Origin of the sequence: Planobispora longispora (assembly GCF_016863135.1) — a bacterium.
Taxonomy (GTDB): domain Bacteria; phylum Actinomycetota; class Actinomycetes; order Streptosporangiales; family Streptosporangiaceae; genus Planobispora; species Planobispora longispora.
Map to the genome: position 1 here is coordinate 66,692 of NZ_BOOH01000009.1, position 17,920 is coordinate 84,611.

General features: G+C 72.9%; 15 protein-coding genes. 8 read left to right on the forward strand and 7 right to left on the reverse strand.

The features are described from left to right. Nucleotides 1-142: 142 nt before the first annotated feature. The 7 genes from Plo01_RS40840 (at nt 143) to Plo01_RS04455 (ending at nt 7,052) form a co-directional block, all read left to right on the forward strand. A complete protein-coding gene (locus Plo01_RS40840) occupies nt 143-1,720 on the forward strand; it encodes a CDP-alcohol phosphatidyltransferase family protein (protein WP_275415361.1) in 1,578 nt (525 codons plus the stop codon). A gap of 38 nt (nt 1,721-1,758) precedes the next feature. After that, nucleotides 1,759-2,376 (forward strand): DUF5941 domain-containing protein, encoded by a 618-nt coding sequence (locus Plo01_RS40845; RefSeq protein WP_203889271.1) that lies wholly within the window; start codon nt 1,759-1,761, stop codon nt 2,374-2,376. A gap of 123 nt (nt 2,377-2,499) precedes the next feature. Continuing rightward, entirely contained in the window at nt 2,500-3,234 is a 735-nt protein-coding gene (locus Plo01_RS04435; RefSeq protein WP_203889187.1) for a phosphocholine cytidylyltransferase family protein, read from the forward strand. A gap of 5 nt (nt 3,235-3,239) precedes the next feature. Further along, a complete protein-coding gene (locus Plo01_RS04440) occupies nt 3,240-4,280 on the forward strand; it encodes an iron-containing alcohol dehydrogenase family protein (protein WP_203889272.1) in 1,041 nt (346 codons plus the stop codon). Next, nucleotides 4,258-5,025: a CDP-alcohol phosphatidyltransferase family protein gene (locus Plo01_RS04445; RefSeq protein WP_203889188.1), complete on the forward strand. Its 768-nt coding sequence runs from the start codon at nt 4,258-4,260 to the stop codon at nt 5,023-5,025. Before Plo01_RS04440 ends, Plo01_RS04445 begins: the two co-directional genes overlap by 23 nt. Nucleotides 5,026-5,245: 220 nt before the next feature. Continuing rightward, a complete protein-coding gene (locus Plo01_RS04450) occupies nt 5,246-6,127 on the forward strand; it encodes a glycosyltransferase family 2 protein (protein ID WP_239315890.1) in 882 nt (293 codons plus the stop codon). 28 nt (nt 6,128-6,155) lie between these two features. Continuing rightward, entirely contained in the window at nt 6,156-7,052 is an 897-nt protein-coding gene (locus tag Plo01_RS04455) for a sugar kinase (RefSeq protein ID WP_239315874.1), read from the forward strand. A gap of 31 nt (nt 7,053-7,083) precedes the next feature. On the opposite strand, the gene Plo01_RS04460 is transcribed toward Plo01_RS04455, so the two are convergent. The 7 genes from Plo01_RS04460 to Plo01_RS04490 all read right to left on the reverse strand — a co-directional run bounded on the left by Plo01_RS04460 (nt 7,084) and on the right by Plo01_RS04490 (nt 15,500). Next, nucleotides 7,084-7,821 (reverse strand): acetoacetate decarboxylase family protein, encoded by a 738-nt coding sequence (locus Plo01_RS04460; RefSeq protein ID WP_203889189.1) that lies wholly within the window; start codon nt 7,819-7,821, stop codon nt 7,084-7,086. Continuing rightward, nucleotides 7,806-8,936 (reverse strand): glycosyltransferase family 4 protein, encoded by a 1,131-nt coding sequence (locus Plo01_RS04465; RefSeq protein ID WP_203889190.1) that lies wholly within the window; start codon nt 8,934-8,936, stop codon nt 7,806-7,808. The genes Plo01_RS04460 and Plo01_RS04465 overlap by 16 nt, the downstream gene beginning before the upstream one ends. 213 nt (nt 8,937-9,149) lie before the next feature. Continuing rightward, nucleotides 9,150-9,692 carry an SRPBCC family protein gene (locus Plo01_RS04470; protein WP_203889191.1) on the reverse strand — a complete coding sequence of 181 codons (543 nt, stop codon included), beginning with the start codon at nt 9,690-9,692 and terminating at the stop codon, nt 9,150-9,152. Nucleotides 9,693-9,792: 100 nt separating this feature from the next. Further along, nucleotides 9,793-10,317, reverse strand: coding sequence for a class I SAM-dependent methyltransferase (locus tag Plo01_RS04475; protein ID WP_203889192.1), 525 nt, complete (start codon nt 10,315-10,317; stop codon nt 9,793-9,795). A gap of 23 nt (nt 10,318-10,340) precedes the next feature. Beyond that, nucleotides 10,341-11,969: an acyltransferase family protein gene (locus Plo01_RS04480; RefSeq protein WP_203889193.1), complete on the reverse strand. Its 1,629-nt coding sequence runs from the start codon at nt 11,967-11,969 to the stop codon at nt 10,341-10,343. A gap of 238 nt (nt 11,970-12,207) precedes the next feature. After that, nucleotides 12,208-13,800 carry an LCP family protein gene (locus Plo01_RS04485; protein WP_203889194.1) on the reverse strand — a complete coding sequence of 531 codons (1,593 nt, stop codon included), beginning with the start codon at nt 13,798-13,800 and terminating at the stop codon, nt 12,208-12,210. Nucleotides 13,801-13,973: 173 nt separating this feature from the next. Then, nucleotides 13,974-15,500: a hypothetical protein gene (locus tag Plo01_RS04490; RefSeq protein WP_239315875.1), complete on the reverse strand. Its 1,527-nt coding sequence runs from the start codon at nt 15,498-15,500 to the stop codon at nt 13,974-13,976. Nucleotides 15,501-15,637: 137 nt separating this feature from the next. Here Plo01_RS04490 and Plo01_RS04495 point away from each other — a divergent pair, with 137 nt between their 5' ends. Next, nucleotides 15,638-17,875, forward strand: a complete 2,238-nt coding sequence (locus tag Plo01_RS04495; RefSeq protein WP_203889276.1) for a hypothetical protein — start codon at nt 15,638-15,640, stop codon at nt 17,873-17,875. Nucleotides 17,876-17,920 lie beyond the last annotated feature (45 nt).

Sequence of the window (17,920 nt, forward strand, 5' to 3'; positions counted from 1 at the left end):
AGCGCCTCCGGGCCCGCGCGCCGGGGGCGGGTGGACGCGGGCGGCCGTCGCGTCGTCCGTGATATCGAGTCAGGATCTCGCTACGCTGGGTGCGCACTCCCCGATTCGTGCGGCGATCCCGTCGGATGCGAAGGAGCTCCGCTTGCACGACACCCCATCCTCCCCGCCGTTCCCCCCCGGTTCCGCCACCCCCCGGACCTCCGCCGTCGTGCTCGCCACCGCCGCCGCGACCACGCTGCGCTGCCCCGACGGCACCCTGCTCGACCGGCTGACCGGCCAGCTCGCCGAGCTCGCCGTCCAGGACGTGCACACGGTGGGCGGATCCGGCGACGTCATCCGCGCCTCCGGCGGGGCCTACATGATCGGATCGGACGGGTCGCGCGGGATCGCCGACGACCTGCGCCGGGTCGCCCGGGTGGCGCGCGACTCCACGGGGCCGGTGGCCGTGCTGGCCGGAGACCTGGTGGCCCACACGGAGGCCCTGGCCGAGCTGCTGGACCACCCCGGCCGCGGCACCGGCGCGATCGTGGTCGTCGGGGGCGACCCGGACGGCCCGCTGCGCCCGCCGGTCCGGGTCGAGGACGGCCGGCTGGTCGCCGCGGGCAGCTCGTTCCACCGGGTGACCGGGGCCAACGGCACCTTCCGCGGGGTCCTCCGGGTCGGCGAGGCCGACCTCGGCGGCCTCGCCGCGACCGCCGAGCGGCTGGCCGAACTGGCCGAGGCGGGGCTCTTCGGCCAGGTGAACGGCTCCGAGGCGGGCGAGCTGCTCCTGGTGGGGCTGATCCGCTCCGGCGTCGCCGTCCGCGCGGCCGAGCCCGGGGCGCTCCACTGCGACCGGGTGGCCGGGCAGGTCGCCGCCGAGGTGGCCCTCGCCCGGATGGCCGAGGTGGACGTGGGCAGGGCCCGGCTGGACGCGGCGGTCAAGCGGGACGACGGCTTCTTCACCACCTACTTCGTCAGCTCCTGGTCCCGCGTCCTGGTCGCGCTCGCCGCCTGGTCGCGGCTGACGCCGAACGCGGTCACCGGGATGTCCGTCGGGCTGGCCGTGCTGGCGGCGGTCTGGTTCTCCGACGGCGGCCGGGCCGCGATGATCACCGGGGCGGTCCTGCTCTACCTGTCGTTCGTGCTCGACTGCGTGGACGGCCAGCTCGCCCGCTACACCCGGGTGTTCTCCCCGCTCGGCTCGTGGCTGGACGCCACCTCCGACCGGGTCAAGGAGTACGCCGTCTACGCGGGCCTCGCCTTCGGCGGCGCCGCGGGCGCCGGGAGCGGCGTGTGGAGCTGGGACGTCTGGGGCCTGGCCGTGGCGGCGCTGATCCTCCAGACGCTCCGCCACATGATCGACTTCTCCTACGAGGGGGCCCGCTCCGACGCCGCGCGGGCCCGTGCGGCGCGGCCCGCGGCGGCCGTCCCGCTGACCGTCCGGGCCGACACGGGCGACCCGCTGGTCCCGGCGCCGGCGCCGCCCCTGGGCGAGTCCGGCGGCCTCGGGGCGGACGGCCCCGGCGCGGTGGCGCGGCTCTCGAACCGCCTGGAGCAGGACACCTTCGCCCGCTGGCTGAAGAAGATCGTCATCCTCCCCATCGGGGAGCGCATGGCGCTGATCGCGGTGACCGCGGCGGCCTCCGACGCGAGAGTGACCTTCGTCGCGCTCCTGAGCTGGGGCGGCCTGGCCGCCCTGTACACGCTCGCCGGCCGGATGGGCAGGTCCCTCGCATGACGGGGGCGTCTTCCGCATCCTCCCGCTTCCCCGCGCGGATGACGCCGGTGCCGCGCAGCGCCGTGGCCGCCTACCGCGACGACGGGCCGGCCTCCCGGATGATGGGCAGGCCGGCGGCCGGTCAGCTGCCGCCGCTGCCGCCCGTGCTCGTCGGCACGTTCGTCGTCGGCGTGCTGCTGGGCGTCGGCGTGGCCGGGACCGGCGGCCTGACGGCGTTCGCCCCGGCGGTGGCGCTGCTGCTGGCCGGCCCCGGCAGCTCCCACCCGCACGGCGGGCGGCTCGACTGGCTGGTCCCGCCGATCCTGCGCCTGGCCGAGTACGGCTTCGCCGCGTCGGCCGGGTTCTCCACCGGCGTGCCACCGTGGCTGATCTTCCTGCTCCTCGGCGCGCTGGCCTTCCACCACTACGACGTCGTCTACCGGATCCGCCAGCGCCTCTACCCGCCGGCCTGGCTGGCCGTGGCCGGGCTCGGCTGGGACGGGCGGATGCTGCTGCTGGCGCTGGGGGGCCTCACCGAGCGGATGACGCTGCTGTTCGCACTGCTGGCGATCTACCTGTGGCTGCTGTTCGGCTGGGAGAGCCTTACCTGCTGGCTGGCGACGACGCATCCGGAGACGGACTCCGGCGAGCTCCGCGAGCTCGGCGCGCACGATTGAGACGCCCGGCGCGCAGATCGGGAACGCCCGGCAAACCTCGGATTACACGATCAGGGGCCAAAGGCAACTAACCTTTGGGCCAGGAGTGCCCGCCGAGGGTCTCATTGGAACGAGGAGTGCACGTTGCTGGGAATGGTGCTGGCCGCCGGGGCCGGACGACGCCTGCGGCCGTACACCGACACGCTGCCCAAGGCGCTCGTGCCGGTCGACGGTGACACCACGATCATGGATATCTCGCTGCGGAACCTCGCGGCGGCCGACCTCCGCGACGTCGTGGTCATCGTCGGATACCAGGCGCAGGCCGTACACGAGCGCAAGGCCGAGCTGGAGCGGCGGCACGGCGTGAAGCTCACCCTCGTGCACAACGACAAGGCCGAGGAGTGGAACAACGCCTACTCCCTGTGGTGCGCCCGCGACTACTTCGACCAGGGCGTGCTGCTGGTCAACGGCGACACCGTGCACCCGGTCTCGGTCGAGCACACGCTCCTGTCGGCCCCGGTCACGAGCGACATCCTGCTCGCGGTGGACGACGTGAAGAAGCTCGCCGACGAGGAGATGAAGGTCACCCTCGACGAGAACGGCCACCTGAAGCAGATCACCAAGCTGATGGACCCCGCCTCCGCCGCGGGTGAGTACATCGGCGCGACCCTGATCCGCCCGGGCGTCGGCGCGCGCCTGGCCGACGCGCTCCAGGCCACCTTCGAGCGCGACCCGCAGCTGTACTATGAGGACGGCTACCAGGAGCTGGTCGCCCGCGGCGAGAAGATCGCGGTCGCCCCCATCGGCGACGTCGCGTGGGTCGAGGTCGACAACCACGACGACCTCGCGAAGGCGCGGGAGATCGCGTGCCGATACTAGCCAGGATGCTGCCCGCCCCGCTGACCATGGAGGTACGGCGGGGCGCCATCGCGCAGCTCGGCTCCCTGCTGGCGGACAACCGGGTGGCGACCTCCGGGCGGGTGGCGGTCGCGGTGGGCGCCGGCCAGGGCGACAGGATCGCCTCGGTGATCGCCCCCTCCCTCGGCGAGGCCCAGGTCTTCCGGGTGGCCGACGGCTCGGTCGACGCGGCGGTGACGCTCGGGGCCGACCTGCGCAAGGGCGCCTACGAGGCGCTCGTCGGCATCGGCGGCGGCAAGACGATCGACGCGACGAAGTACGCCGCCTCCCTCGCCGGGATCCCGATGGTGGCGGTGGCCACCAACCTGTCGCACGACGGGATCTGCTCGCCGGTGGCGTCGCTGACCCACGAGAGCGGCAAGGGCTCCTTCGGCGTGCCGATGCCGCTGGCCATCGTCGTCGACCTCGACTTCGTGCACGACGCGCCGCCGTCGCTGGTCCGCTCCGGGGTCGGCGACGTGGTGAGCAACCTGTCGGCGATCGAGGACTGGCAGCTGGGCAACACCGAGCGGGGCGAGCCGATCGACGGCCTGGCCTGCTCGATGGCCCGCACCGCGGCGGAGGCGGTGATCGGCAGGCGTGACTCGATCGAGTCCGACGCTTTCCTGACGGTTCTGGCCGAGGCGCTTATCCTGTCCGGAATGTCGATGGTCATCGCCGGGTCATCCCGTCCCTCCAGCGGGGGAGACCATGAGATCCTTCATGCCGTGGATCAGCTCTTCCCCGGCACATCGAACCACGGCGAGCTCGCCGGGATCGGCGCCGCCTTCTGCTTCTTCCTCCGCGAGGACGGACGGAGGCTGAACCAGGTCGTCGACTGCCTGCGCCGGCACGAGCTGCCGGTCACCCCCGGCGACGTCGGGCTGACCGCCGACCAGTTCACCGCGGCGGTCATGCTGGCGCCCTCGACCCGCCCCGGGCGTTACACGATCCTGGAGCACCTGCGTCTGTCGGAGTCGGAGATCAGGGATCGGGTGGAGGATTATGTCCGGGCCGTCGGTCGCTGAGCTGCGCGCGGTCGCCCAGCCGCACTCGACCATGGACCGCGCCAGCGGTGAGCACTGGGCCGGCGTGCTCTACATGCGCAAGCTGTCGATCTACGTCACCTGGTTCCTCGCCAAGACGCCGATCACCCCCAACCAGACCACCTGGCTGATGATCCTGTGCGGTCTGGCGGCGGGCGGCGTCATGGCGCTGCCGGGTCTGTGGGCGGCCGTGGGCGCGGCCCTGCTCATCCAGGTCTACCTGCTGCTCGACTGCTCCGACGGGGAGCTGGCCCGGTGGACGGGGCGCACCTCCATCACGGGGGTCTACCTCGACCGGGTCGGTCACTACTTCGCCGAGGCGGCCCTGCTGATCGGGCTGGGCTTCCGCGCCTCCGAGGTCCTCCCCGACTGGTACACCGTGGCGGGCTTCGCCGCGGCGCTCGGCGCGATCCTCATCAAGGCGGAGACCGACCTGGTGGACGTGGCCCGGGCCCGCTCCGGGCTGGTGGCCGCGACCGAGGCCTCCGCCGGGCAGTTCCAGTCGCGCGGCCTGGGCCTGGCAAGGAAGGCCGCGGCGGCGCTGCGCTTCCACCGCATCGTCCAGGCCGTGGAGCTCTCGCTCCTGGTGGTGGCCGCCGCGGTGTGGGACCTCGTCGCCGGCGGCCTGGCCGCGACCCGGGTGCTGGCGGTGGCCTGCGTGGCGGTGGCCGCCCTCCAGATGGTCCTGCACCTGGTCAGCATCCTGGCGTCCAGGCGGCTCTCATGAGGAACCGGACGGCGTCGCGGTGCGTCGTAGGTGCGAACACATCACTGTTCGGTGGGTGTTCGTTGATGCTTCCGATACGCTTGTCCTCTGCTAAACCCCGGAGCCGCGCCTCTGGCAGTTCCCAGATCCGCGGCTCCGTCAGAACAGCCCGTCCCAGCAGACTCGGTGATCATGAAAGTATGTTCCGTACGTGTTCTCGACGCGTCAAGGCGATGACGCGTTGAAGATCTCGTGCGTCATCCTCACCATGGGCAACCGGGTCCCCGAGCTGGGCCGGGCGGTCGAGTCCGCCCTGCACCAGGACGACGGTGACGTCGAGGTGGTCATCGTCGGCAACGGGGCCGACGTCCCCGAGCTCCCGGTCACCGTGCCGCCGGGCTCGGGAGCCACGATCAAGACCGTGCGCCTGGCGCACAACGCGGGCATCCCGGCCGGACGCAACCGCGGCGTCGAGGAGTGCTCCGGCGACGTGGTGCTCTTCCTCGACGACGACGGCTGGTACGGCACCATGGACGTCGTCTCCCACCTGCGTGAGCGTTTCTCCACCGAGCACGACCTCGCGGTCGTCTCCTTCCGGGTGATGGACCCCGACGGCGGCGTCGGCCAGCGCCGCCACGTCCCCCGCCTGCGCGCGGGCGACCCCGAGCGGTCCTCCCCGGTCACGACTTTCCTCGGCGGCGCCTGCGCGATCCGCCGCTCCGCCTTCCTGCAGGTCGGCGGTCTGCCCGAGCGTTTCTTCTACGCGCACGAGGAGACCGACCTGGCCTGGCGGCTGCTGGGCGAGGGCTACCGGATCGAGTACGACGCCAAGACGATCATGTACCACCCGCAGGTCCCGCCGACCCGGCACGCCGATTTCTACCGTCTCAACGCCCGTAACCGCGTCTGGCTGGCGCGTCGTAACCTGCCCTGGTCCCTGGCCATCCTCTATCTTCTCAACTGGGTGGTCCTCACCCTGCTCCGCGAGCGCTCTCGCCAGGCCCTGCGTGCCTGGTTCAAGGGCTTTCGCGAGGGGCTGCGCGAACCGGCGGGTGAGCGTCGTCCCATGGGATGGAACACGGCCTGGCGCATGCTCCGTCTGGGTCGTCCGCCCATCGTCTGATCTTCCGCCTGGAGGATCTTCCGTACGGATGTCGCGAAAGGGCCTCGACGTGGACGTCTACACCCTCGGCGAGGTTTTCGGTGTCCTGACCAGCGGCCGGATCCGTCATGAGCACGAGGCGCGGCTGGACGTGACCGGAGCCGAGCTCACCGTCGCCATCGGACTGACCAGACTCGGGCACACGGTGAGCTGGCTGGGCAAGGTCGGCGCGGACGAACTGGGCGTCAGGATCCTGTCGGTGCTGCGCGGCGAGGGCGTGGACGTCTCCGACGCCCGCGTGGACGAGAGCGCCCCGACCGGGATGATCCTCAAGGAGGCGCGGACCGGGCAGGCGTCCAAGCTCACCTACTATCCGACGGCCGTACGGCTGGCGCAGGGGAACGTCCCGGTGGACCGGGTCACCCAGGCGAGCATCCTGCACGTCAGCGGCATCACCGCCGCGCTGAACGCGCGTGACGCCATGAACGCCGCGGTGCGGACCGCCCGGACCGCCGGGGTGCCCGTCTCGGTGTCCGTCGACTACGACGAGCGGCTCTGGCCCGACCTGAAGGAGGCCGAGGAGGTCCTCAACGTGCTGGCCTGCGCCGCCGACGTGCTGTTCGTCCGGCAGTGCGAGCTGGACCTGGTCAAGCCCGCCCTCGCCGGTGACCGGGAGGTCATCGTGAACCGGGGCACCCGGGGCGCGAGCGTGCGGGTGAACGGCGTCCGGCACGACGCGCCCGGACTCGGCGCGCCCGTGGTCGATCCCGGCGGTTCGAGCGCCGCGTTCGTCGCCGGCTACCTCAGCGCGCTGCTGGAGCGCCTGCACCCCGCCGACCGCCTGCGCCGCGGCGCGCTGCTGGCGGCCTTCGCCGCCTCCGGCCCGAGCGACTGGCAGTCACTGCCCACCAGGGACGAGCTGCCCCTGCTGGACCTCGACAAGTGACCGGCCGGCCGGCCGGGGCCTCCTAAGGCTCCTAGGTCTCCTTCGCCTCTTCGAAGGACATGGCGACGCGGGCGAAGCCGGCGGTCATCACGGCCCGCTTGGGCAGGCCCAGCTCGCTCAGCTCCCTGGCGACGGGATGGTTGCCGAGGCGGACCAGCGCGCCCCCGGGGCGGACGCGGATCCCGCGGGGGGACACCGTCCAGGGGATGCGCCGGGTGACGCCGTCCAGGTGGCTGTAGGCGTCGAGGGAGAACGTCGCGCCGGCGGCGGTCACCGGGACACCGGGTTTGACCAGCATGTCGATCACCAGGCGGTCGTCCTTGCGCACGACGCACCGCTTGTACGGTGAGGACAGGCGGAGGTCGATGGTGGCCAGCTCCTTGGGGAAACCCCAGATCGTCCGCCCTGCCTCCAGGGTGAACCCCTGGTCGACGGGGAGCCAGTGGACGAACACCCCGGCTCCGGACCGGCGCAGCCCGGCCAGGCTCTTGACCGGACCCTTCCGGGCCGCGGGCCCGGCCTCGGGCGGCCGGACCATGAAGGTGACCCCGAACTCGTGGTAGGCGTCCAGGTCACCGTCCACGTAGTCGACGAACGCCAGCGAGCAGACGGTTCTGCCGGGCAGGACCTCGGCGACGTCCATCCCCGAGTACGCGATCACCGCTCGGGCCGCGTCGGCTCGCACCAGATATGCGGCGGTGCAGACGGTGGCGTGCCGGATGCGTACCGGCATGGCCACGGCGCGACCTTGGATCAGATGGCGTGCCATGGTTCAAGTAGACCAATCTCCCGGCCGCTCGTCACGGTTTTGCCCGCCCATTCCTCCAGCAGGCCGACGAAGCCCGCCGCCTGCTCGGGCCAGTGGTAACCGCGTGTCGCCTCGGCGTAGCCGCGCGCGCCCATCGCCGCCGCCCTCCCGGGGTCGTCCCGCAGCTCCACCACGGCCTCCACGGCCGCGTCCACGTCCCCGAAGGGCACGACGACCCCGCAGTCCACCCGGCGGACCAGGTCGGCCGCCGGCGGGAGCGGGGTGGTGACCACCGGCAGCCCCCGGGTCATGTACTCCATGACCTTGGCGGGCATCGCCCGCCGGTGGGCCGGGAGGTCGTGCAGGAGCGAGAGCCCGGCGATCGCGCCCTCGGCCATCCGCAGCGCGTGCCGGTTGGGGACGTGCCCATACCAGTCGAGCACGCCCTCGCGCTGCATGTCCCGCAGCAGCGGCCGGACCTCGGGGTCGGCGGGACCGACCAGGTCCAGCCTGATCCCGTGCGGACCCAGTCGCCGGGCCAGCTCGACCAGCTCGGTCGCGCCCCTCCCCCGGGAGATCCTGCCCACGTAGACGATCCGGTTCCGGCCCGGCGGGAGAGGCCGGCGCCGGGGCACGTCCGGGATATTGAGGATCACCGGATGCGGGCCGGCGAACCGCTCCCGGTGCGACTCCTCGGCCAGGATGAGGCGGAGGTCGCGCTCGGCGCGGGCCTCGAGGCGGCGGACCAGCGCGGGCAGCGCCCGGCGCAGGAACCCGGCAAGGCGGTCGTCGGCCGCGAGCGAGGCGGCGGCGTCGCCGTGCACGTCCCAGACGGTGACGGGCCGGCGCCGGGGAAGCCGGAGCAGAAGCTCGACGTCGTGGACGAGCAGCAGATCGGCGCCCTCGACGCCGCGCTTGAGCGCCCGCCTCGCCGCCCTCACGGCCCGCCACCGCCGCCGGCCCGCCGCCCGGGGCACGTCCACGGCCCGGATCCCCGGGGCCGGGGTGACATTGAAATCGGTGAAGGGCGCGACATAGGTGATCTCGTGTCCGGCGTCGAGGAGCGCGCGGATCTGCCGATGCATGATCCGGGCGTCTTCGGGGTGGTGGACGATGGTCCCGACACATACCCGCATGCGCGAACCTGCCTTCCGGACGGGTGCGGCTCAGCAGCGATGCTAGGCGTGACCTGGCACGACGGGCGGAAGCCCGAGTGTCACCCACATGAACGGATCAGGTCATCCAGGGGTCACCCCCACCTCGTACGGCGCCATCGTGGGGCGCACACGGTTCCAGCGACACGACGGACCTCGCACCCGGAGGCGGAAGCCGAGAAGATGCGCCGCGGTTCACCGGTCGGTCAGGGCGCCGTTCTGGAAGCCGTCCGCCGCACTGCCGGGACTGACCGGTCGCCCTGCTCGGACCCGCCGTAGCAGGCGCACCCACGACGACCGGCGCGCGGGGCGGCGGCTCAGCGTGCCGGTCGCCGCGCGCTCGGCGTTGTCGAAGAGATCCTGCATCAGCGCCTCGTGCAGCCAGCGGATCGCCAGCGGCCACATGATCCGCATGCGCCCTCGGAGGGCGCCGTCGATCGTGTGGGTGAGGCGGCAGCGCTCCGGGCCCTCCGCGGTGACAGTGAACTCGTGGTGGCCGTCGAGTCCCAGTGCCGGGTCGAAGAGGAAGCGGACCCGGCGGCCGGGCTCGTAGGCGGAGACGCTGTAGCGGATCGGGCCGTGGCCTCCGCGCGAGCCGGGGGCCAGACCGGAGTCGAGGACGAGCCGCGGCCAGGCCGGGGCGGGCCAGAGGCGGTCGTCGGCGGTGGCCACCCGATCCAGCAGCGCGCCGAGTGTCTCCGCCGACGCGTCGATCGTGCGTTCCTGGATGTTCCGCATCTCGTTCCTCCATACGCCAGCGTATGGAGGAACGGTACTGCGCCGGGCCGCAGAGCCGTGGGCCGGGGTACGGCCACCGCCGCCTTCGCGCGGCCCACGCTCACTCCGAGCGGGTGTCCAGACCCTGGAGCGCATCGAGTCGCCGGGCGGCGGTGAGCATGTGGCTGCTGACGCCGAGCAGCGACGGTACGGACTCCAGCGAACGCTGCGCGTCGAGCAGGAGCCGGCGGCGTTCCGGATCGTCGAGCCAGTCGTCGACGTCGCCGTACAGCCAGAAGGCGCCCTCCAGCCCGTACCGATCGGCCTCGGGGAGCCCGGCGTCGGCGAACTCCCCCGGAACCTCGTCCGGGTCGTGGAGGTAGGCGGGGAAGCCCTGACCGGGGGAGATCATGATCCCGTCCTCCAGGGCCGCGTGGGCGGCCTGCCGCTGCCGATCCTGGGAGTAGACACCCAGGTAGACCGTGTCGTGGACGGCCGCGTAGCGGTTGATGGTCGCCGCCGCGACCAGGCCGCCGGGCCGTACCGCGCGCCGGGCCTCGGTCAGCGCCCGCACCCGGTCGGCGCGCTCGGCCAGGTGGTAGAGAGGACCCAGGAGCAGCACCGCGTCCACGCTCGCGTCCGGCACCGGCAAGTGGCGGGCGGGCCGGGTCACCGGGGCGCCGGGGTGTTCTCCTTGGCGGGGTCGGGGGTGTCCTTGGCCGCGGGAGGGGCGGAGGGGCGGCGGTAGAGCCAGACCAGACGGGGCTCCAGCAGCCACTTGAAGAGCTTGCGGGTCTCGGGCAGGCACAGGACGATGGCCAGCGCCACCGAGCTGGACATGATGGCCAGCACGCCCAGCGGGCCGTACAGCCAGGAGAAGCTCAGCCAGCCCTGGTCCTTGGCGATGAGGACCACGACGCCGTGCAGCAGGTAGGCGTAGAGCGTGCGGGTGCCGAGGTCGGAGAACCAGGTCTCACGCCGGGGGACCAGCGCCAGCAGCGCGAACGTCAGGACCAGGGCCGCGGCCAGTATGGCCCCGCGCACGCCGAGGCCGATCCACCAGTCCATGTCCATCTTCTTGAAGCTGTAGCGGAAGTAGACCGGCTTGAGGTCGACGTGCGGGGCGATGAAGACGGCCACGGCGACGGCGCCCGCCATCACGACGCCCGCCGTGATCCTGATCCAGAGCGGCTTGAGCAGGTCGAAATGCTCCGGTTTGAGCATCATGCCGAGCACGTAGAACGGCAGCAGCCCGAAGAAGCGGTCGAGGCTGAAGTCACCGGAGATCTCGGAGAATCCGGCCATCATGTAGATGACGATGGCGACCAGAAGGGGCTGCCGCATGCGGGTCCAGATGGGGGAGGAGATCCGCCAGAGCACCAGGGCCAGGAGATACCAGTTCAGCCAGGCCGGGTCGATGATCGTCAGAGTCCACTTCTGGCCCAGCCCGTAGCGGAGCAGCGCGTAGCCGATCTCCACGATCACGTACGGCACCAGCATGGTGTCGACGAGTTTGTTGATCTTCGCGTTGGAGTTCCAGAAGTTCCGTCCCAGGTATCCGCTGATCAGCACGAACGCCGGCATGTGGAACGTGTAGATGAACAGGTAGGCGGACTTGGCCGAGTGGGCCTCGAAGGTGGGCACCAGCGAGTGGCCCGCCACGACCAGGGCGATCAGGACGAACTTGACGTTGTCGAGGTACGGCTCGCGCTTCTTCTTGGCCGGAGGCGGCTCGGGCGCCTCCTCGGGGTTCCGGTCCTCCTCGGGGAACCGTCCCCAGGCCCCGCCCCACGACGAGTGGTCCGGCTCCCGCGGCTGGTCCCAGAACGAGGGTTCGGGCTCCCGCGCGGCGCGCCGGGGCGCGGCGGGCGCCTGCGCCGGCGGCGACACGGGCGAGGGGGCGGGCGCCGGCGGCGGCACGGGGGCGGGCGCCTGCGCGGGGGAGGTCTCCCAGTAGGAGAAGGGCCGCTCCGGCTGCTGGTCGGGGAGGCCGCCGACGTCCAGCGGGCCGGACGGCCGGGGCTCCTGGTAGACCGGGTAGCCCCAGGCGGTGACCTCGCCGGGGGTCTCCTCGTCGCGATCCCCCCGGCGGGTCCGGCCGGAGAGGGTCGGCCCGGCGTCCGGCAGCTCGGGCCAGGAGGGCTGGGGCGGCTGGGGGACCGAGGGCTGCGCGTGCTCGGGCATCGGCCACGGGGCGGGCGTCCGGCCCGGCCCGTCGGCGGGCCTGCCGTGGGCGCCGCCGGACGAGCCGTCGTCCCAGGGGGCCGGAGCCGGGAAGGGGGATCGGGTGTCGCTCACGAGGGAAACGCTCAGCTATCTGTCGGAGATTGAAAAGGTCGTCGGACACACAGGCGAGGACGGCTCCGGAGCGGCCGTGCGAGATTCGCCGAACCGACTCGACCACCTTAAACCGGCGGCGCCATGCCTGTCGCACTCGTCCGGTCCTTTGGACCGGTTAACGGGAAATCGTGATTCTCGGCGGCCGGGCCGCGCGTCCGGCGCGGTCCGGCCCGTCGCCGGTTCGGTCGATCACCCGTCACTGGCAGGGGTTGGTCGTGTGGTCGACGACGCTGTCCTTGAGGGACTTGGGGATGCTGGGCACCCGGACGCCCTTCCAATCGGCGCCGATGACGAGCTGGACGACCGGGCCGCTGAGGGTGGCCGCCTCCGCCGGCGCCGCCGGGTACGGGCTCACGGTGGCGGGCTTGATCTTGCCCGCGGTCGGGTCGAGCCGCTCCCCGGAGAGCCGGGGGCCCAGGGTGTCGGCGTAGACCGTGCCCTCGGCGTCCTTCTTGGCGTACCGGATGGCGGTGGTGGGCGCCGGGGTGCGGGTGTTGCCGACGTGGGTCACCACGAAGCCCTGCTCGGCCAGCTTGCCGGCGACCTCGGTGGCCAGTCCCGGCTTGCCGGTGCCGTTGATGACCTGGACCCTGACCTGCTCGTTCTTGACGGTCGGCCGGGCCGGGGCGGTGGCGGTGGCGCTGGCCTTCGGGGCGGGGGTCACCTCGACGTCGGTTCGGATCGCCTCGAACAGGTTGCCGGCGTCCGGCTGCCTCCACTCGACCTGCGCGGGCTTGGGGTCGTACGGCTTCGTGGGCACGGTGATGGCCTGCAGGCTCTTCTCGGTCAGCGTGCTCGCGCTCCGGGCGATCTCCAGGATCCGGCTGGTGTTGAGGTTGCGGTCCATCGTGACCGAGGCGGCGGCCGCGTTCAGGAACGAGGTCAGCTTGCCGACGTCGGTGAGCAGGGAGGAGCTGGTGGCCTGCTTCATCACCTGGGTCATGAAGACCTGCTGCCGCTTGATCCGGCCGAGGTCGCTGCCGTCGCCGAACGCGTAGCGGGCGCGCACGTACGCCAGGGCGGTCTCGCCGCCGACGACCTGCTTGCCCTTCTTGAGGTCGAGCTTGGCCTTCTTGTCGAACACGTCCTTGGGCACGCAGATCTCGATGCCGCCGAGGGCGTCGACGATGCCCTTGAACCCGGCGAAGTCGACCTTGACGAAGTGGTTGATGCGGATCTGGGTCAGCGTCTCGATCGTCTTCCAGGTGCAGGCGACCCCGCCGTCGTTGAAGGTCGCGTTGATCTGCTTGATCCCGCCGGGGATGATCACTCCGGTCTTGGCGTGCTTGCACTCGGGGGCCTGGACCATCGAGTCGCGCGGAAAGCTGATCAGCGTCACCTTGTCCCGGTTCGGGGAGAGGTGGAGCAGCATGATCGTGTCGGTCCGCTCGCCCTCGTTCTGCATGTACTGGCCGTACTTCTTGTTGGCCGCGCCGGCGCGGGTGTCGGAGCCGACGAGGAGCACGTTGAGCGCGCCGGTCTCGGGCGGGCGGTTCGCGCCGAGCACCTTCTCGGGGTCCTCGCGCCTGATGTTGTCCCCGATGCCGCGGTAGAGCTTGTACGCGCCCAGGGTGACGGCCACCATGACGATGGTCATCACGACGCTGATCCAGCCGCCCACGCTGAGCCGCACGGCCGTCCGGCCCCTGCCCCGGGGGGAACGGCCGCCCGGAGCGTAGTCCTGCGGTGGCGGACCGTCGTCGCCGCCCGCGCGGCGGGAACCCCGGCGGCCCGGACTGGTCGTCTCGGTCCGGCGGTCCTCCACGGCGACATGCCGATGGTCGCTCATGCGATCTCCTCGCTCGGCGGCAACGTGCTGCGCTGTTCAAGCGCGCTCATTGCGCCCAAAGAGTAGGTCACGTGGCGAGTTCGGGGTGCCATGATGGGCTGAATTTGGCCATGGCCGTCCCCCGGTTGCCGTCGTGATGATCTGGCCGCCCAGCATACTCAAATTCGGACATTTCATGGAATGTTCTTGGAAGAAGCGTTACCTGGGAGAAGGCTGAGAGCCAGGCAGGCGGCGGGAACGGCCGGCAGGACGTACCGGTAGTCGAACTCCGCGACCGCCGGGGGGACCGCCAGCAGCACCACCGCCGTGGCCCAGGGCAGCACCCACATCGCGGTGCCCGCCTCCGCGGTGCCCCCTTCCGCAGCGCCCTTCCGGCCCCGCCACCGCCGCAGGCCCGCCAGCGCCGGCGCGGCCGCCAGGATCACCAGCAGCGCCGCGCCCGGCAGCCGCACCGCGTCCTGGTAGGCCCGCATCCACCCGGCGTACGGCTCGGCGATCACCGTGGTGATCGGTCCCCGCTCGTAGCGCTGCGCGAACTCCGCCCCGACCGTGGCCGGATAGCGGCCCGGCGGCGGGGGCGGAGCCGCCGGGAACCGGTAGTAGCCGTAGACCTCCGCGTCCGGGTAGACGGGACGGCCCCAGGTGAAGGACCGGGCCAGCTCGGAGAGCGCCGAGCCCAGGTAGTCGAGGGGCTGGCTCCGGATGGCCAGCGACGCGAACCTCCCGGCGAGGGCGTCGGTCTCCTCGGTGAAGGTGATGCCGGGCAGCTTCACCAGCGGGGAGTCGGGACTCCAGATGTACTCCTGCGCCACCGGCCGCCGCTCCGGCGGCCGGGGGTCGCAGAGCACGGCCAGGTCCGGCGGCGGGTCCATCACCGCGCAGTCGGCGAACGTCATCGTCTTGGAGTACAGGAACACCCCGTTCGCCCCCACCAGGCCGACCCGCTCGTAGGTGGCGTGGAACCAGGCCCCGTACCCCAGGATCGGGACCGTGGCCGCGGCGAGCATCACCCCGGCCGTCAGGACCCGGCCGCGCTCCCGGTAGATCAGCCAGGCCGCGAAGACCGCCACCATGGGCAGGCCGACGGTCCTGGTGAGCGTCGCCGCCGCGAGCAGCAGGCCGATCCCGCAGGCCGTACGCCGTCCCAGGCGGGGGGAGACGGCGAGGCAGGCCGCGGCCACGACCAGCACGGTGAACAGGGTGTCGGAGACCAGCAGGTGCTCCAGCTCGATCTGGTAGGCGTCCAGCAGCACCGGGACGGAGGCGAGCGCCGCGGCCCAGCCGGCGGCGCGCAACCGGCGGGCGGTGAGGTAGACCAGCGCGCCCGTCAGGAGTCCCAGCAGATGCTGGGCCAGGGAGACGACGGCGAAGCTGTGGAACGGCTCCAGCAGCCGCAGGAACACCGGGTATCCGGCCGGGCGGACGAGGTCGGGACGGAGCTTCAGCGCGGTGACCACGTAGGTGTAGGAGTCGGGGAACCAGAGCGCCGGCCGGTAGCCCAGCATCGTGACCACCCGCAGCGCGGCCCCGAGCGCCAGCACTCCCAGGAACCACCGGTGCTCGCGGACGCGCGCCGCCCACGGCCGTCCGTGCGCCAGCGCGGCCCACGACCGTCGCGTCCGTTCGCGGACGCGTTCCGCCCACCGCCTCCCGGAGCGCGGACGCGCCGCCGTACCCGGAACCGCCCGGAGCCCGCCCACTCACCGCTCCCTTCGCACGTCCCGCGTACGCTACCGGCTTTCCGGCGGCCGGGACGCACGGCCGGGCGGATCGCGGCGAACCGTGCCGGGGGCTGCCGCTACCCTCGGTGGCAATCATGGGAACCTCGGTGGCAATCATGGGAACCGGCCTGCCGGATCGCGGGCGGAGGCCCTCGGCGGGGCGGGTGCTCGCCGTGGCGTCGGCCCTGCCCGCGCTCGCCCTGGCGGGCTGGCTGGCCGCCGGGCTCCCGCTGCTCCTGCTCGGCTGGTTCCGGCCGCTCGCCGCGGTCCCGCTGGGCCTGGCCGCGGCCGGGCTGCTGTGCCGGTACGGCCTGCGCCGCCCGCCCGGGATCCCCGCCGCGAGCGGATGGCAGGCGGCCGCGGTGGTCGCGGCCGCCCTCGGCTCGGGGATCTTCAACGCCGTCTTCCACAGCGAGCAGCTCATCGTCCGGCGCGACCCCGCCACCTACGCGCAGTACGCCGTCTGGCTGGCCACCCGCGGCTCACTCCCGATCCCGTACGGCGAGGCCGCCTTCGGCGGTCCCGACCCGGCGCTCCGCTTCGGCAGCGTGGGCTTCTACGACCACGGCGGCGCGGTCGTGCCGCAGTTCATGCCGGGGCCGCCGATGGTCCACGCGATCGGCCACTGGCTGGGAGGGGCGCCGGGGCTGCTGCTGACCCCGCCGGTGCTGGGCGCCCTGGCGGTGCTCGTTTTCGCCGGGACCGTCGCCCGGCTGGCCGGGGCCCGCTGGGCGGCGCTCGCCGCGCCGGCGTTCGCGGTGAGCCTGCCGATCCTCTACACCTCGCGGACCGCCTTCAGCGAGATCCCGTCCCTGATCCTGCTCTTCGGCGGGATGTCCCTGCTGCTCGACGCGCGTGCCCGGCTGCGCGCGGCCCGGCGGGCGGCGCCGTCCGGCACGGCGGAGACGCCCGCCGTCCCGGCCCGCGACGCGACGGCCGGGGCGGCGGTGGCCGGACTGGTCTTCGGGCTCGCCATCCTGGTCAGGATCGACGGCCTGCGGGACGTGCTGCCCGTGCTGGTCTACGCGGGGGCTCTGGTCGCCCTGCGCAGGGCCGAGAGCCGGGCGCAGGCGGCGTCGGGCGTCCGGAGGGCCGGCGGATCCGGCGCTTCTGCCCCGGAGACGTCGAGTGCCCGCGGGGACGGCAGGCTCGGCGTGCCGCTGCTGGCCGGGTTGCTGGCGGGCGCCGGCCTCGGCCTGCTCGCCGCCGTCCTGCTCGCCGCGCCGTACCTGGACTACCTCTCCGGCTCCCTGGTCCCCCTGCTGGCCGTCTGCGCCGCCGTCCTGCTCCTCACGGTGATCGCCGCCGCGCTCGCCCCCCGGCTCGCGGCCCCGCTGCGGAGGCTCGCCCGGATCCGGCGGCTGCCCGGTCTGGCGGGGGGCGCGGTCGTGCTCGTCATGGGCCTGTTCGCGATCCGGCCGCTGCTGCAGACCGTGACCCGCCACGCGACCACCCCCGAAGACCTGCTGACCTCGGACTTCATCGAGAAGACCCAGGCGGCGAACGGGTTGCCGTCGGACGGGACCCGGCTCTACTACGAGGACGCGCTGCACTGGGTGGCCTGGTACATCGGGCCTCCGGCGGTGGTGCTCGCCACGCTCGCGGGGGCCGTGCTGGTCCGCGGGCTGGTCAGGGGGATCGCCTCCGAATGGCTCCTCCCACTGATGATCATCGGCTGGACGACGGTCACCACGCTCTACCGCCCGGCCATCACCCCCGACCACCCCTTCGCCGCCCGGCGGCTGGTCCCGGTGATCATTCCCGGGCTGGTGCTGCTCGCCGTCTGGGCGGTGCGCCGGATCGGGGAGAGGGCCCGGAGACGGGGGTACGGCGAGCCGACCGCCGCCGCGTCCGGCCGACCGGTCGCCGCCCGTCTCCGCCGCGCCGCGACCCCGGCCCGTCTCACCGCCCTCGGCGCGGTGCTCCTGCTCGTCCCACCGGCCGCGACCTCCATCGGGACCGCCTTCACCCCGGTCGGCCGGGGAGAGCGGGCGGCGGTCGAGGCCATGTGCGCCGCCCTCCCGGAGAACGCCTCGGTCCTGCTGGTGGAGCGGGTCACCGCCGACCGGCTCACCCAGCTCGTCCGGGGCGTGTGCGGCGTGCCCGCCGCCGGGGTCGAGGTCGCCCCGGACGCCGACCTCCCGGCGCCGGACGACGTCACCCGCCTGATCGGCCGCGTCCGGGCGGCGGGCCGGGTCCCGGTCCTGCTCGCCGCCGAGCCGGGCCAGCTGGCGCCGTACGGCACGCCGGTCCAGGTGATGGCCCTGCGCACCCGCCAGGACGAGCGCTCCCTGGTCAAGGCCCCCGACGGCACGTGGTCCCTCAGGATCGACGTATGGATGGCCGCGGGGTGAGCTTCCGCACCCCGTGCCGGTGAAGGACCTGCCGGCTTCCCGCTA